Origin of the sequence: Natronococcus sp. A-GB7 (assembly GCF_029688865.1) — an archaeon.
Classification (GTDB): domain Archaea; phylum Halobacteriota; class Halobacteria; order Halobacteriales; family Natrialbaceae; genus Natronococcus.
In genome coordinates this window covers 13,413-28,714 of sequence record NZ_JARUKV010000042.1, presented here as the reverse complement: position 1 = coordinate 28,714, position 15,302 = coordinate 13,413, and the positions used below count along the sequence as shown (strand labels likewise).

The window sequence follows — 15,302 nt, the reverse complement described above, 5'->3', positions numbered from 1 at the left end:
CATCGTCACACTCGTCGATCATCAAGAAATACGGATCGTAGTCCCCACCGGAGGTGTTCGCACCGGCAAGTTCACGAACCTTTTTCTCCGATGGGTTGATCCGATCGTTCACACACGTCCAGACCCGGCGCATAACCGCCGTTGCCACCATTCGCTTTGCCTCACCGGGGAGGTCGTTCTTACAGATGATGATCTTCCCCTCGTTGACCGCCTCAGCGATCGAGACATCGGACTCACGCTGAGCCAGAATCTGGCGCGTGATCGGATTCTCGACCCAGTCCTTGAGCCGACCAACGAGTGCGTCGAGTTCCTGCTCAGTCAACTCTTCAGCGATCTGTCGCGTGTAGACCTCGAGAAAGGCGATGTCATCGTCGTCAGCCGACGCAATGAGATCCGCATACTGCCGCCGATTCTCCTCGTCGAGCAACGCGTAGTACAGCTCGAGGGGCGTAAACTCGAACTCGTGGCGAATCATCCCTCGGACCATCGTCTTCATGACACGGTCCATCCGGTTCCCCCAGAAATCGCCGGCCTTGAGCAACTCCTTAAAGTCGTCGACGATCCCCTCAATCTCTTCGTCGAATCCGGTCTCGTCGGGCTCGTGGTAGGTCTCGAAGAGGTTGAACCCGACCGATTTATCCAGGAAATCGTCCCCCGGCGCAATGTAGATCACGTCGTCCCAGCGGTCCTCTGGAACCCGCCGTAGGAGGTCGTAGATGTCGTCGCCCTTCGGATCAATGATCGTGACGCCATGGCCGCCATACATGAGGGCCACGGCGTCGTTGTACATCTTCGTCGTCTTCCCTGTCCCCGTCGAGCCACCGTAGAAAACATGCCGAAAGAGCCGATCGAACTCAATGGGAACTTCGCGGCCAGAACTCTCCGAGACACCGATCCACAGTGGCTGTCGGGGCACGGCCTGTGCGTTCTCGATCATCGCTCGAGGCCAGGCACCAGCGTAGGTCTCGATCTCCTCCTCGACTGGATCGTAGCGTTGTATGGCCCATTCTTTCGAGTTGATCAGAACGGGTTCACTCGGATCGTCCTCACCTTCGATCCGTGCGCCGAACTTTTCCATCTCTTCAACTGGTTCGCCATCGTCGCCGAATGGTAGAGTCATGTTATATGAACGCCTCCTGGTCTCGCTCAGAACTGCGGTCTAACTCACGATCGTCATCGGATTGCTGACTATCGATGTCAACACTCCAGTCATCGTACTCCTCAGGATCGCTCCAAGTCGAGGGAATATCGTATGTCCACCAATCAGCGCCCTCGAGACTGACCGACCGGAGCTCCTTTTCCCAGGGAACAATCTCAGAGTCATGGAACTCCGAAAACCTCGGCGCATTCGCCGGGACGTCGCCGGCGTGAGACGTCAGCGACCAGTCGACGTCCTGAGTGTTGATATCGTCGTTCGGGATATGGATCAGGCCAGCAGCCCCACGAACGCCCATAATCATCTTCCGATCTGCACGGGTGCGACCGTATGCCCGCTCGAGTTCGGTTCGAAGCCGCTTGTCATACAGCGGAACAACCTCGAAGCCCTGCTCGGTCTTACTCTCGTAGTAGCCGTCGAACTGCTGGGCGGTCTCTGCTACCCGCCGAACCGCAGAATCGGGATCATCCGAGACGCCGACGATCCGCAGATTCATCCGGAAGCCCTTCTCGCCGCGTTGCTCGCGAACGATGTTTGATGCCTGCTTGTCCTTGTTCGACGCTTCTCGCTCCTCGCCGATGATCTCGAATTTCTCGGGGAAGAGTTCGTACTTCAGCGCATGGAGGAACGACTCGTCTTTCCGCGGACTCTTGAGTTCATCTGCAATGTCATCGATTGATGATGAGAGCAAGCCACCCTTCCACCAGTCGGCCGGCGCCGGCTCAAAGATCGTCTGGACGGCCAGATCGGTCTCGATGTCCGACTCCCGCTCGCCGATCATCTCAGCCGTAATCGAGCCGTAGGGATCGTTCTCGAACCCCTCGATATCCATATGCTTGATCGGGTACAGATGCTTCCCATCCGAACGCTTCCGAAGCCGAAGGTAGGCGCCGGCGACGTAGCGACCTTCCTCGAGGGGCAACAGTGCCGGTCGATCGTGCTCGGAGACGTCAATATGGGCGTCAGGATAGAACGTCTCGAGCTGCCGTTGCATCTGCTTTTGCGCCTCAGTTGTTGCCATCACCCACTGGAAGCCAACCAACCCGTTGATGTAGCGCATTTCGAACGAATGCGTCGGTCCATCGGCGGATCCGAGCAAGCCACTACGCCCAGGATTGTGAACGGCTGTCAGCAGGTCGATCGCGTCCTTCGGGCCACCGCCATCCTTACTCGGTTGCACCGCGATCGACTTGCGCTCCGGAAGTTCACCGTACAACTTCTCGGTCAGCTCTGGCGTTACCTCGAGAGCCTCGTAGCCATCGCCAAGACCGAGCTTCTGCTTCGTGGCACACACGGTTCGATTGCCGAGTCCCATCAGGACCACCTCCAGGTACAGACATCGTCGTACTGCTGCAGATACGACGCATAGTCCTCGCCATGCTCAGAGGGATCGTACATTAACGCAACCGCTTCTCGAGGGTTCTGGTCGTGATCCATCCGGACACGCCCAGGGTAACAGCCCTCGTCGTCGACCCGTAGCAGCACTTCGGAGAATCCATCCGCTAGATTCCCCTTCTGGAGGTTGTCGATCAAATCGGCCTCATCAACAGAAAGCCCCAGGCGCTTGCCCCACTGCTCGTTCATCCCTTCGACATACTGGTAGATCTCCATCGACGAGAGCTCGAGCATGACCTCTGCGTTATCTGTCAGATGAACGTTGCCCTCGCCGTCGGTGCCGAAGAAGTCCTTGTGACTCTGCGTCCCAGCCCCAATCGAGAGGTCCCAGTGACGGTGGTGGCGATACTTCTGCGAGAGCGATTTCACCGTCATATCGTCGCGAAGCAGGTAGTGGAACTCGTCACAGAAGATCGTTCCCGGCTCTGGGCGGGACTTGACCTCGTTATAGAGCAAGTCCAGCAACAGGTGCATCATGAGCCCGCCGCCTTCCTCATCCCCTTCCTTGAGCTGCAAATCAGCATAGACGAAGTCCGTATCCTCGAGGTCAACCTCGGTCTCGTGAGCGAGATGCTCGAGATGACCCCCATCACGAAACGGCTCGACGTGGTTGTTGATCACCGCCGTCGCCTTCTCCTCGCGATCGCGAACCTGACTCTCGTTCGACGAATCTTCGACGTACGCAGCACCGTCGCTGGACATGTCGTTGATGATCTCGAGGACGTCATCTGCCATCGTCGGCGCCTTACCGTCATACCCCTCCGATTTGCGGTACTCTGGGTCGTGCGTTTTCGGATCCTCGGTGATCCCCTTCTTCTCGCCGGCACGCTTAAGCGCCTTCGTCCAGATCGCTCGATACTGTGAGAAGTCGAAGCCCTGCATCTTGTAGTAGAGCTCGAGGAAGTCCAATCCCGAATCGAGCCACTCGCGGTACGGCGCCGAGTGTCCGATCGCATCCAGCTTGTCCTCCGGCGTCGGCTTGATATCGAACGGGTTGATGTTGGTCGATCCGACCACAATGCGTTCGCCACCAAAGACCTCCTGGAGGTTAGCGAACTCCTGTAGCGGATCGATCACCGCGATAAACGAATCAGGGTTGTCGACCTTGTAGCGCCACAGATACTGACTCGAGGTAACCGTCTTCCCGGCCCCGGTCTTGCCGACGATTACCCAATTATACCCCGCATCGCGTTTGTAAACGTCGACAGCAAGCGGCTCGTTCGTCGCCATGTTCTCGGCGATCTCCACACCCGAAGGTTCGTGGAGATTCGTTGTCGTCCACGGGTTCATCGCCGCAAGAGCCTCCGATCGAACCTTCACCTTCTGGTCGACTTTGTCCTGACACGCCGGCGCAACCGTCTGATGGCCGACATCGTGGTTCTGCCGAAGCACAGAGACCTCCGCGCTCATGTCGGACATCTTCGTCCGGATCGAGCGAATGGCTCGCTTCAATGCATCTGGGTTGAACGACCGAACCTCAATGTACGTCTGGGCCTCGAAGATATCGTGCTCGCTCTGCAAATAGGAATCCAGAGCTGCCTGCGTCTCATCGGCTTCATCACGATAGCGGCTCGCGAACATCTCCACCCGCGAATCCTTGACCCGCTCGTACTTCTTCCGAAGTGCGTCAGCGTAGTCCTCGAGCTCTTGTTCAGCCTTGTCCTGATCGACAGTCTCGATATGGGTCGCGACGTTCGTCTGTACCTCCGCGTCATCGAACTGGAGGATCGGCTCGAGGAACCCTTCAGGTGGGTCTTTCGGGTAGCTCGAGATGAACATCGTTGCCGCGTAGATCTCGCCGTCAATCCGAAGATGATTGCCGCCACCGTCCATCCAGGAGCGCTCGATCTCCTCGGGAGCAAGTAGTGAGATGTACTGCTCCTCAAGTTCCTCGTCGGTAAGAGCGATCTCCGCACTCCCTGGAGACTCCGCGACTTCGACTGAATCCGAAGTCGGCTCTTTCGTTGTGACACCGCCATCAGTCGTCGCCTCTGGCCGCTCAGGTGACTCCGATTGCACTGAGGGGTCTGGATCATCCGAGTCACTCGCATCCTGATCAGCGATCGCGAGCTGATTGTGCCGCCTCGAGAGTGTCGTCCTTGGATCCCGTTCGGCCTCAACGTCCAGATGCGCGTAGGTCACATCGTACTCCGGGTCAGACGCTTCACCAACTTCGACACCGCCCTCAGTAACTTCAGGCCTTGGAATCGGACTCTGCCGAACCAGAGACGTGTAATCGGCATGCGCATAGACGTTCGCCGCCTGGTAGTGGTCCGCCGCGACCTGCGAGAGCTCTGCACTCGGAATCGGGTGTCCGCTCACATCCTCGAGGCGCCGGATCGAGTCACTGATCGTGTCGAGGCGATCCTCGAGCAACGTAATCATCTGTGGAATATGCTCACCTGCTTGCTTGAGTTGATGAACCTTCCAGTGAGTATACACCCGTCCAAGAATCGGAATCGACGTGAGCCCACCCTCGACATCGTCTTCAGTGACGACGTCGCCGGGTTTGACCTCCACAATCAGGTACGGATCGACCGTGTACGTCGAGAGGTCGTACATCGAGACGACGTCAGCACGCTCCTGGCACAGATCCGCGAGCACCTTCTTCCCGAACTCGAGATCGGAGTAGTCGACCTCACCGGGCGCAGTCTCACCGTCGGCAGTGGTGAGAATCTCCTCTTCGCGCTTGGAATAACGCTCGATCCGCGGCGTGTAGTCGACCATTCGCATGTACTCCGCAATCTGGATGTTTCCCTTGACCGCCGTGTCCAACACCTTCGCGTAGAATCGAGACTGCCGTTCCCACTCCTCTTCGCTCGAGGTGACCATATTCGCCGGCGAAATCCGAATCGCACCAATCACGTGACCATCGTCGGTCTCGACCGCCGGCGTCCCGTGATAGGCTTTCGTGTACTGTACAAAATCCTGAGTGCGGACCGGACCCTTTGACTTGTCTTCTGGAGAATCCGGCCCACGGACTGACGAAAGATAGCGGAGTCCTGTGAGGGGAATCGACGCTACCTTCCCAAAGAGAGAATCGTTCGTTGGCTGTGCAATACCGGAGTCAGCGGGGTTTCTATCGAAGAGCATGGTTGGTTGCTGCGAGAACGATCGAAGCACTGTCTCGGCGTAGAAGCGAGCGGTCATCCAGGGATCCTTTGCGACGATGAAACCGAAGCCTGCGAACAACCACACGATCGCCACAGAGTACGTAAGCGTACCCAGTAGACCGCCGATCATCTGCCGACCGATAAACCAGATCATCGCCGGCGGCGCGACCGCCGCCAGAACCTCCATCTTGCTCATCCCAAGGACGACCTGATCGCTCGTCCCAGTATGGATCACTTTGTGGTCGATACCGTCTGACTGACTAGTGCTATCGCTCATTTGCGGTAGTGGTCTGACTGCTTCCGAGCCCGCTCAGCTTGCTTTGAATTCTGTGCACGGTCCTGCCGACGCTGTGCCGCCTTGCGACGCTGATCCGGCGTGACACCTGCTCCTTGCGTGGTGCTCGAGTTCGAGCCGCCCGAGGACGAACCCGAACTCGAGCCCGAAGACTGCCCACCATCGGTCCGAATCGGACGTCTCGAGTTCACAGAGGACTTCGCCCGCTGTGCTGCTGCCTTCGATCGATTCGCCGCTGCGGCACCCGCCCTCTCACCGCCACGCTTGAGACGCTCCTTCGCCGACCGGGTCCGTTCGCCGCCAAAGACCGACGCCGGCCGTGGTGACGGAGCGTACTTCGAGACGACCGATGAAGCGGTCCCGACTGCAGCCCCGCGCATCGAGAGCCCAATCAGGAAGAATGAGCCACTCACAGTGAACGGAATCAAAACTGCGAGGGCGAAGATTCCAAGCGTCGCCAAGAAATTGAGCAGCTCCCACGGAAAGAGCTGCCAACCGACGGCGTTCGCGAACGCGAGCAAAATTGCCGTCGGGATGTTCATCACCAGCAGGCCGTACCACTGCCAGATGAAGAACGAGCCAACCTGCTTCACTCGACGGTGGCCGCCCCAGTAAGCCAAAATAAAGAAGATCGGCAGTACGGCCGGATACACGAATAAGAGAACATGCCGAGTTGCATGGATCAATCCAAGGGCAGCGCCACCGACCCATCCCTTGAAGTAGAGGATCAGCGCCGTCGCTACGCCACCTGAGTACGTCGTCACCTCCGAGTCGAGAACGTCCTCCCCATCGGGAAGGAACAACTGCGCCGCCGCGTCACTCAACGCGTGCATGAGTGTCGCGAACTCCCAGACGGCGACAATCATCATCACGACGAACACGCCTGAAGCGAGTATCGAACCGACTTTCCGGCGCGTAATTGCCGTGATCGCCGGCGCGACCAACATCAACAGCGCCAGCAGGAACATGACCGACATCGCCATCGGCATCACCAATCCGAGATAGACTTCCTCGTATACCGTCACATAGTTCTCTGTAGCCATCGCATCGTAGAGCCCAGCTTCTTTGTGCGACGGCGTTTGTTCTCCTTCCTCGAGGGCCTCGGGCGTGCCCAAGATTCCGAAGGCACCGTCGTTGTTGATCGTCGGCGTCCCGAGAGCCTCGTTGAAGACTTCCTCAACAAAGAAGCTCATCGCACCAGCAAACATCTCGGTGAGTCGCTCCCAGACTTCTTCAGCTGCGTCCGCCGGATTTAGTGTATCACTGACTGCACTTCCGGCGCCATCAAGAATCGAACGTCCTGCAGACTCCTCCTCTTCATCCTCGTTCTCCTCGAGATAGAGTTCCTCGAGTTCTTCGCGGTCCTCACTATCCTCAATCTGGAGCGGTTCGTCGTCCTCGAGCTCATCACCTGACGCATTTTCAGACTCGTTCTCAGAGAGAGCGTCATTAGTCTCGTCCAACCCCTCACTAAGACCGTTATCTGAACCATCTACTGCATCAGTCTCTTCATCATCTTCCGGCGATTCCCAGACACTCTCGTTTTCCTCAGTACCCTGAGTCTGAAGTACCACATCATCCGCCGAGACACCAGCGTCAGCAGCAGCAAGACCTGACCCAACAAGTACTCCGACGCTACACAGTACTGCGATTAAAAGAACAATTCGGGAAATTCTCATTGGTGTGTGAGTTTAGACGAACGGCGAGCAGCCTTCGCCGACGCCTGGTCCCCCGGCATAGCCGAGAGCAATGTCGATAAACTGGACGAAGAAGATGAACGCGATCACACCGACGATCGGTCCAATCATCATCAGACTCCCAACTGCCGTTGAACCAGTAAACAGCGGCACTGCTCGCAGAACCAGCCCAAGCATAAAGATCAGGAACAGTGCGCCGAGGATGACCTGCCAGGCCATCATCTGAATATCGAAGATCATCAGCCCGAAGCCCTCGCCACAAATGTCTGTTCCCTCTCCTTCCTGTGCCGCCACTGACTGCGATGCAATCAGTGAGACAAGACCCATGAGAACCATTGCTCGAACCGGCGTCAGTAGCTGACGCTGAAGCGATCCCCCTTCCGATCCCTCCTGTAGTTGTGTGAGATCCTCGAGCTCTGCTCGGCTCTCGTGAGCCGACTGCAGAACCCATAAGAAGAGTTTCTGGAGAACTGTACGATCCCGATCCGTACCCGCAGTAGGTTTTTCTTCGGTCATTTGTATTCTCAAAGTCCCACCAAGCTATTAGCAACTCATACACACTCTATCAGTGAGACTTCTATAAGTGTAGTCTAGCCTCAAGACAATAAATCTATTCCTTAACAGTATCTAAACTAGTTATTGATGCCATCCGATTCTTCGCGGAGATTTATGTGAGTGAGCACTAACCCCGCATAGTGTGATACGCAGCATAGATCTGCCAATCACACAGCCATGGGGTGCTGGGTGATCAGCATGGCGAACAGCAATGAAACCGATACTGACGAAGACAACTCTAAATCAGTCAACATCGAGATCGAAGGGGAAAACAAGACCCGCTATGTCTCAGTTGAGTTCCCTTCTGAACAGTACCAACGTCTCGACGAGCTCAAAGAACAGCACGGACTTACCTGGCGCGGGCTTCTGATGCACACTCATCGCCAGCTCGATACTCCGGAAATAGAGAGTTTGGACCAGTACGAACAACTGAACGAAACTCGCCAGTGGCATGGATTCACCTGGAAGGGAATGCTCTTGTATGCGGGTCGCGATCTTGAGGGCCAGACATAGCTCAATCCTCATCTAACTCTAATTCTAGATCCAGTTACGTTACGCCAATTCCGATTCCGAAGAAGAAGAGTATCATCCAGAGTATACCGCCTGAAACACGCCGAATTGCACCGTGGTTATGCGGATCCCCAGTGAAGACCCACAAAACGACGCCAGACACTGCAATAACGAGTGCGGAGAGTAATCCGAATCCAGAATAGGCCATATAGGCGGCTAAAAACGTTATCACCGCGAAAAATCGTGCAGCAGCGGCGTTCGATCTAGTGAGAAGTCCTGGCATCTCTTCTTTTGCATGGTATAGCCTTGTTCTATAAATATATTTTGGTGAGTGTTAGATAATATTACGGTGAGCCGTTTAACGTCACGTTCTCGAGAGAGGGTGTCTGACCACCCATCACATCGACTGGTGCTGTACCGGGATCCCACCCCTCCGCAACGATATCCACATCCCGGAGCGTCACTGGTGCCGACGTCCCAGAATAAAAGGCATCCGTCGGCTCGAGCAACGAAATCCGACAGTTTTCAATCGTCGATTCAGTCACGCCAGAACGAGTCCCGATCGCGAAGTTACCCCCGGCACCGCCAGCCTCACTTTCTTGAGCTATCGTCACCTCACAGTCTCGAATCATACCTTCCCCTGAGTAGTGCCAAATCGAACGGCCGCTTTCATGCACCCCTGATGGCACACGATCAACGATAGTCACACAGTCCTCCACCGTCGACTGGCCGTACGGCCCATCTCGAGTGAGTTCACCGTCGTCAGTCTCGTCGATTTCCGGAATCGGCTCCCACTCGTCGGTCTGATTGAACCGGATGTTTGCTGTCCCGGAATTCGAGGCAATACAGTTCCGAACGATCTGCCGACCGCCCCCCTGGACATACAATCCGTTATCCGGCCACGGCCCACAGATCACGTTCTGGAATAGCGTCGTCCCCGACATATCCGTGTGCCCGACGATTCCCGTCGTCGACCAGCTCTGGCCGAATCCCTGTTCGTTCACTGTTCCGTCGTAGCGCTCCGTCTGGCGAGTGTTGATCGTATCGTGGTAGTGCATCCCGCCACCGCTCATATCAACCGAATCGACCAACGCAAAGGCGTCTCGAGAGGTCGTCGCGACTCGCATATTCCCATGAGAGCCAAGATCGTGGACGCCATTGAACGCGATATTGCGAATCTCCGCCCGGTCGTTGACCATCGCATACAGTCCCCGCATTCCCGCGTTTTCTCGAGCCCAGTCGAAGATGAACCCGCCAAAGACGAACTCGCCCTGGTGAGGCTGGCTCATCGTCCCAATTCGAAACAGCATCGTCCCGCCGCGGTACTCTCCTTCGTCGACCGTATGCCCGTTGATCGCGTCGACTTCACCGTGCCGAATCACGGCGTTCTGGCCGACTAGACCAACATCTCGCCAGCCGGTCCGACGGAACCCCTGATTCATCTTGTACTGCCCCTGTGGGAACACGATCAGCGTGTCGTCCTCCCAAGCCATCATTAGGGCATCGTCGATCGCCTCCTCCCCCGTCGGATCCGCATTGTAGGGATCGTCGGTGATGTCCACTACGTTGCTGAACCGGTCCTCGTAGGCCGCCGGGTCGATCACCGTCGTTACCCCCGTATCGATGTTCGTCGCTCCAGCGTTGGCTGGGTTTCCTTCCCCCATAGAGGATCCACCGTCAAAGGCCATACATCCCGCCAGAGACGCTATCAGCGTCACTGATGTCGCCCCACCACCTCGCAGAAAATCTCGACGTGCATATGAGTTTTTCATGTGTCTATAATCATATTTCAAGGTGATATTGCTTTCGGAAAACCAACTAATTTGTGAGGTTGAGAACTGCAGCGACTACCCCAGCTCGAGCCACTGGCCGACACCGAACGACACCAGCCAACACCGCGCCACACCACTACCGACTGGCCGCTCGCACTCCGCTTCGCTCCGTGCTCGCTCTCCATGCTATAGCCAGAGGTGACCCCCAGACACTACCTCGAGATCTCCCAGGATCGCATGCCTACACTCGAGGTGATAGTCCACCTATCTACCAGCTCGTTGATAGTCCACTTTGCTGGTGCTCAGTCAGATAGTCTCCCTTGCTCTCGAGGTGATAGTCCACACTGCTATTGCTCGTTGCCCTCTACTTCTTTTTGCACCCCTCGAGGTTCATTCTGCTGTTCGCGCTCCACTGCTCTTCTCGAGATTTGATCTGCTATAGCCCAGTCGATATTCCACTCTTTTCTCGCATTGTTGATACTCTCTCGAGGCTCTAGTCGCGGAGCCCCAACGCGGCCTGCTCGAGATTAGCGTTGAGGGGGTAGCCGGCATTAGTACTGTCGGCTCAGTGGTTTGGTTATCAAATGGTCACAAAACTTTTTGACTACCAGAGCGAGGCAGAAGTATGGATCCCGACCAGGAGCCATGGGAGGTTGCCCGCGAACTGACGAGAAAGCGATACATGACTCTCAACGCGATTCGTAACCAGGGTGGGGAAGCTCGCACCCCCGAAATCACTTCAAGCAGTGATGAGTTGTATAACCAGATCGTGAACGACCATCTTAAAAGGATGATCAACGCCGGTCTAGTCGAGAAAATCGACGAGGGAGAGAGATCGGAAGGCGGAGCGCTTCCCAAAGAGGGGTACAAATATAGAATCACTGATAGAGGAAAGGAGGTGCTTGCGGAAGCCCAAACAAACTACGACCTCACCCCGATCGGAGAGGGAGAAGTGCGGCGCCGGTTCGATGAACTCGAGGCTCGCGTGGAGAAACTCGAGAAGGAAAACGAGCAGTTGCGAAGTATCCTCTACGACCCGCACGAGAACCACGACACACTCGAGGAGTGGGTCGAAGCGATCCGCGACAACCTCCTCGTACTTCGTAACGAAGTGAAGAATCTAAACTAAGAGTAGAGTGAGGTGAATGCTTACTGCTCGACGATCACAGCGATGTCGTGGTCGACGATCTCTTCTGGCCGGCTATGGGGTGCAATCTCGAAACGCCACGTCTCATTGCCGGCGAGCGACGGGGTCAGATCACGGTGACTACCCAACTCATGACCGTCTTCATCGTAGACTCTCACTTCGACCACCACTGACTTGTACGCTTCCTCACCAGCGTTCTTGACCTCTCCCGTGTAGCTAATTTGCTCGTCACCGTACTCGAGTTCCTCAATTTGCTCCTCGTAGTCGATGATCTGAAGATTGCCAAACTTGAGGAGGTCTGTACCTGCGTCGCGCCGCTCGGCCTCGTCGGGATCCGGCGATTCATCGTCCACGTTGGGTTCTTCGTCCGCTTCGTCGTCTGAATTGGTTTTGGGGGTGTCGTCCAGCCGCTCGTCGTCACGACTGTCGTCATCCGGACTCTCCATGGCGTCCTCTGTGCCCTGGTCATCGTCGCTATCCGGGCGAAGTCCAGCGAAGTCGAGACACCCTGAGAGGGGCACAGCAATCGTGCCAGTGGCAAGCGTCCTGAGTGTATCCCTGCGGTTCATTACTAGTAGTTGGTAAGGCCGCTTCTTCAGTCTTTCTCATTAATATGTTATTTGAGAGTTGCCTATAGAGGGGTGATTCTAAAAGTCGATGAGGAATGACCAAAGAAGCACTCTTAATCACAGCCCACTTCAATATCAAAACGACTCGAAATAGGAGTACTCGAGACTACTGGATGACCTGAATAATATTATTCGAGCAGGCCGAGGTCCTCGAGACGTTCGACGATTACATCGATAGCCTGTCCAGCGTCGTCGACTTCTTTCCCACCAGTGACAACTAGTTTTCCGGAGCCAAAGAGGAGAGCAACGACATTAGGCTCGTCGAGGCGGTATACTAATCCCGGAAACTGCTCTGGCTCATACTCGATATTCTCGAGACCAAGGCCAATTGCGATCGCATTCAGATTGAGATTCCGGCCGAGGTCGGCACTGCTGACGATATTCTGAACGACGATTTCTGGATCCGCCTCCACCTCAATCTGGAGATCTCGAAGTTCCCCGAAAACAATCTTCAGACTTTCGTGGACGTTCTCGATGCTTTTGGCACCAGTACAGACGATCTTTCCGGAGCGGAAGATCAAGGCAGCAGATTTGGGGTCTGTAGTACGATAGACGAGACCAGGGAACTGTTCAGGATTGTAGTCGGCTCCCTCAAGGTCCATTGCAAGGCTCTCGAGAGCAAGTTCTTGTCCGATACTAGATGATGCAACCACGTTTTCGATCTCAATAGAATCCTGTGGATCAGCCATCTGTTACCAGACTACGCTTAAATTATATAAATGTCAGGGCCTGAATGGTTTCTGCAGCCAGCTGGTCTCGATAATTTGAGGGTGTTTCTTAATCACCGTCTACATCGTATTCAAGTTCACTAGCATCGAGATCGCCATCCAGATACGAACGTCCATCATCGCTTAGCGAGTAAAATCCGCCTGACTCATACTCCTTTTCCACTAAACCCGATTCCTTCAGATGTTTCAGACGACGGTTGATCGTTGAATATGAAATTTGGCGATTGTATCGTGTCTTGATGTTGTATGCCATCACTCGCGGTGGAAGTGCTAAACCAGTCTCTTCGAGGAACTCAAGAAGCAACTCATCAGTGTTTACCATCCAGTCAGCCTGCAGACGCATTAGTGACAGTATGATACTATATCCCTATAATTATATCGGTCAGTGACTTTTAAGAAGAGTAGAGTATTAATTTGATAATCTTCATTGCCAAAGTTATAAGTAGAGTAGATCTGATAGTAGGAGCTGTAGCAGGCAAATTAGGAATGGTTGCACTCGTTAACACTAGCGAACAGATATTTCGACAAACTGCTGCCGATCTGCAGAGCAATACAGGCTATTAGGCGCTAAGACGCGGAGCAGAGGAGTACAGTACATACTAAAGAACACAACTCTGGTGAAAAGGACCGAGATGAGCACTCAATCCCATTCGCTCCAATCTAAAAAGGCTGCTGGCCATAACTATGGTCTTCAGTGTCTGGAGTGGCGCCTTCGGGCGTCGCCAAGCCAATCGAAATTGTGATGAGAACGAGCCAGTTGGACGAGACCCCAGGAGCTGATTCCGCTGTCGCACAGCTACTCGAAGATGTACAGCAGCTCGAGCAACGAGTCGACACACTTGAGCATACGATCGAACAGAAAGATGACCGGATCGATGAGCTCGAATCCCAAATAGAGATTCGTGGTGAAGATAACGCAATGGAGAATCTCTGGATTCGTAACCTGCCAGTCGGGAAGATGCTCCGTAATCGAAAACAAGTCGTAAAGCAACTCGAAGGTCGGATCACTAACATCGAACGTGGTGAGGTTGATCCCGGAGAGATCGTCGCAAATGCTGGCACTGATGTGGATCCATCGGACTTGCTCCCACTACACAACGCGTACCTGTCGGTTCAGAATCTGCACCCAAGTGAACACAATCTTAGTGAAAACCAGGAGATCGCTGCCCGTCTCTTTCCATATCTCGGGCAGTACGCACACTCGAACAGTAGGAAACTTGTGCTCCCTTCGACCAAGATCAAAGATATCCTCGAGCGGGAAATTGCGACGCCTAAGCTTTCTCGACGGCTCGACGTTAAAAATCCGAACACAAATACAATCCGACGTGTGATGAAATTCGTTGGAGAGTTCGGAAGTGAAATCATGGAGTTCGATGATTCTGCGAAAACTAACCGACTCCTGATTGATCGGGGTGCATGGGTCGAGTACACTCAAGAAGTCACGGAAGGCATTGAGTCAACAGATTACGGCACTGTAAACACCGAGAATGAGACCGTAAGCGCGAGGAAAAAGCGTGATGAGGCTGAAGACCGAGCGGCTCAAGAACCCGATAAGCAGTCTTCACCTAGTGATTACGGTGTCGTAATCACCGACCAAGAGACAACCGTAATCAGCAACTGACTTATCCGGTCCGGGCTGATGTCCAGATGAAGACTTGAGGTAAATTGCCTTGGGTCCGATGTTGTTATTTGGGGTCGGCTACAGTGGGGTATATCTACTACTCTTTCACTACTCAAAATGGAGCCGTGAAAAATAGTCCACTCGCTGATTACGCTATATGCCTAGGAGAGATTACGACACCGTAATCTCTCTGGTGGCTTCTTCAATAGCTGCGCGGAGTAGCAGTGTTGTTGAGACTGCCAACTGAGGAACAACGACTATTTTGCATCAACCGGCCGAATATATTCTGACTTGATTTTGTCTCCCTCACGCCACTGCCAGTAGTAGTACTGATTCCCGTTGATCTCCTTCGTGGTCAACGTCGCACTGGATGGTGCGTCGTCACGATCGAGATCCTTTGGCCGATCGGCAACCTCCTGTTCCTCGAGTTCTGCCTCGAGCTGGCGCTCTTCTTTGTCCGCCATCTCGGTAGCGATCTGCGCGATCTCTCGGAGCGTCTCTGGTGACTGCTTCTCGAGGCCCTCGAGAATGTACTTCGGCGGATCGGACATCGTGTTTATTAACCAACGGCGGGGTTTTTCTTAGCATTGTTGGTTAACGGTATTCGCTCTTATGCAAAGTTGCGAAAGATCCCTATACATTCAGCTACAGACAGCGCATCACTCGTCAAAGATCAAATTGGGA

At 54.7% G+C, this 15,302-nt stretch carries 13 protein-coding genes and 1 pseudogene; 3 read left to right on the top strand and 11 right to left on the bottom strand.

Annotation, left to right across the window (positions count from 1 at the left end; genetic code table 11):
* The 5 genes and pseudogenes from QA609_RS23140 to QA609_RS23120 form a co-directional block, all read right to left on the bottom strand.
* Positions 1-1,120 (bottom strand): annotated as a pseudogene (locus QA609_RS23140) (type IV secretion system DNA-binding domain-containing protein); the annotation flags it as partial.
* Between the two features lies 1 nt (position 1,121).
* A complete protein-coding gene (locus tag QA609_RS23135) occupies positions 1,122-2,471 on the bottom strand; it encodes a hypothetical protein (protein WP_278304981.1) in 1,350 nt (449 codons plus the stop codon).
* Positions 2,471-5,860, bottom strand: a complete 3,390-nt coding sequence (locus tag QA609_RS23130) for a conjugal transfer protein (protein ID WP_278304980.1) — start codon at positions 5,858-5,860, stop codon at positions 2,471-2,473. The genes QA609_RS23135 and QA609_RS23130 overlap by 1 nt, the downstream gene beginning before the upstream one ends.
* Positions 5,861-5,937: 77 nt before the next feature.
* Complete coding sequence (locus tag QA609_RS23125; RefSeq protein ID WP_278304979.1) at positions 5,938-7,533, bottom strand: hypothetical protein; 1,596 nt, start codon at positions 7,531-7,533, stop codon at positions 5,938-5,940.
* A gap of 117 nt (positions 7,534-7,650) precedes the next feature.
* Complete coding sequence (locus tag QA609_RS23120; protein ID WP_278304978.1) at positions 7,651-8,172, bottom strand: hypothetical protein; 522 nt, start codon at positions 8,170-8,172, stop codon at positions 7,651-7,653.
* Positions 8,173-8,409: 237 nt separating this feature from the next.
* On the opposite strand from QA609_RS23120, the gene QA609_RS23115 reads away from it, so the two are divergent.
* A complete protein-coding gene (locus tag QA609_RS23115; protein WP_278304977.1) occupies positions 8,410-8,724 on the top strand; it encodes a hypothetical protein in 315 nt (104 codons plus the stop codon).
* 34 nt (positions 8,725-8,758) lie between these two features.
* Here the strand turns inward: QA609_RS23115 and QA609_RS23110 are convergent, their stop codons facing one another.
* Together QA609_RS23110 and QA609_RS23105 are read right to left on the bottom strand one after the other, a co-directional pair.
* Positions 8,759-9,004, bottom strand: coding sequence for a hypothetical protein (locus QA609_RS23110; protein ID WP_278304976.1), 246 nt, complete (start codon positions 9,002-9,004; stop codon positions 8,759-8,761).
* A gap of 61 nt (positions 9,005-9,065) precedes the next feature.
* Complete coding sequence (locus QA609_RS23105; protein WP_278304975.1) at positions 9,066-10,409, bottom strand: hypothetical protein; 1,344 nt, start codon at positions 10,407-10,409, stop codon at positions 9,066-9,068.
* Positions 10,410-11,118: 709 nt separating this feature from the next.
* Here QA609_RS23105 and QA609_RS23100 point away from each other — a divergent pair.
* Positions 11,119-11,622, top strand: coding sequence for a hypothetical protein (locus QA609_RS23100; RefSeq protein WP_278304974.1), 504 nt, complete (start codon positions 11,119-11,121; stop codon positions 11,620-11,622).
* Between the two features lie 20 nt (positions 11,623-11,642).
* Here QA609_RS23100 and QA609_RS23095 read toward each other — a convergent pair whose 3' ends face one another.
* From QA609_RS23095 to QA609_RS23085, 3 genes are all read right to left on the bottom strand, one after another.
* The gene (locus QA609_RS23095; protein WP_278304973.1) at positions 11,643-12,209 is read right to left on the bottom strand and encodes an FxLYD domain-containing protein; all 567 of its coding nucleotides are present in this window, start codon (positions 12,207-12,209) and stop codon (positions 11,643-11,645) included.
* A gap of 188 nt (positions 12,210-12,397) precedes the next feature.
* Entirely contained in the window at positions 12,398-12,958 is a 561-nt protein-coding gene (locus QA609_RS23090; protein WP_278304972.1) for a TATA-box-binding protein, read from the bottom strand.
* A gap of 88 nt (positions 12,959-13,046) precedes the next feature.
* A complete protein-coding gene (locus tag QA609_RS23085; RefSeq protein WP_278304971.1) occupies positions 13,047-13,340 on the bottom strand; it encodes an ArsR family transcriptional regulator in 294 nt (97 codons plus the stop codon).
* A 399-nt stretch (positions 13,341-13,739) separates the two neighbouring features.
* Between QA609_RS23085 and QA609_RS23080 the strand changes: the two genes are divergently transcribed.
* Positions 13,740-14,618, top strand: coding sequence for a hypothetical protein (locus tag QA609_RS23080; RefSeq protein WP_278304970.1), 879 nt, complete (start codon positions 13,740-13,742; stop codon positions 14,616-14,618).
* 257 nt (positions 14,619-14,875) lie between these two features.
* On the opposite strand, the gene QA609_RS23075 is transcribed toward QA609_RS23080, so the two are convergent.
* Positions 14,876-15,169: a hypothetical protein gene (locus tag QA609_RS23075; protein ID WP_278304969.1), complete on the bottom strand. Its 294-nt coding sequence runs from the start codon at positions 15,167-15,169 to the stop codon at positions 14,876-14,878.
* Positions 15,170-15,302: the final 133 nt, after the last annotated feature.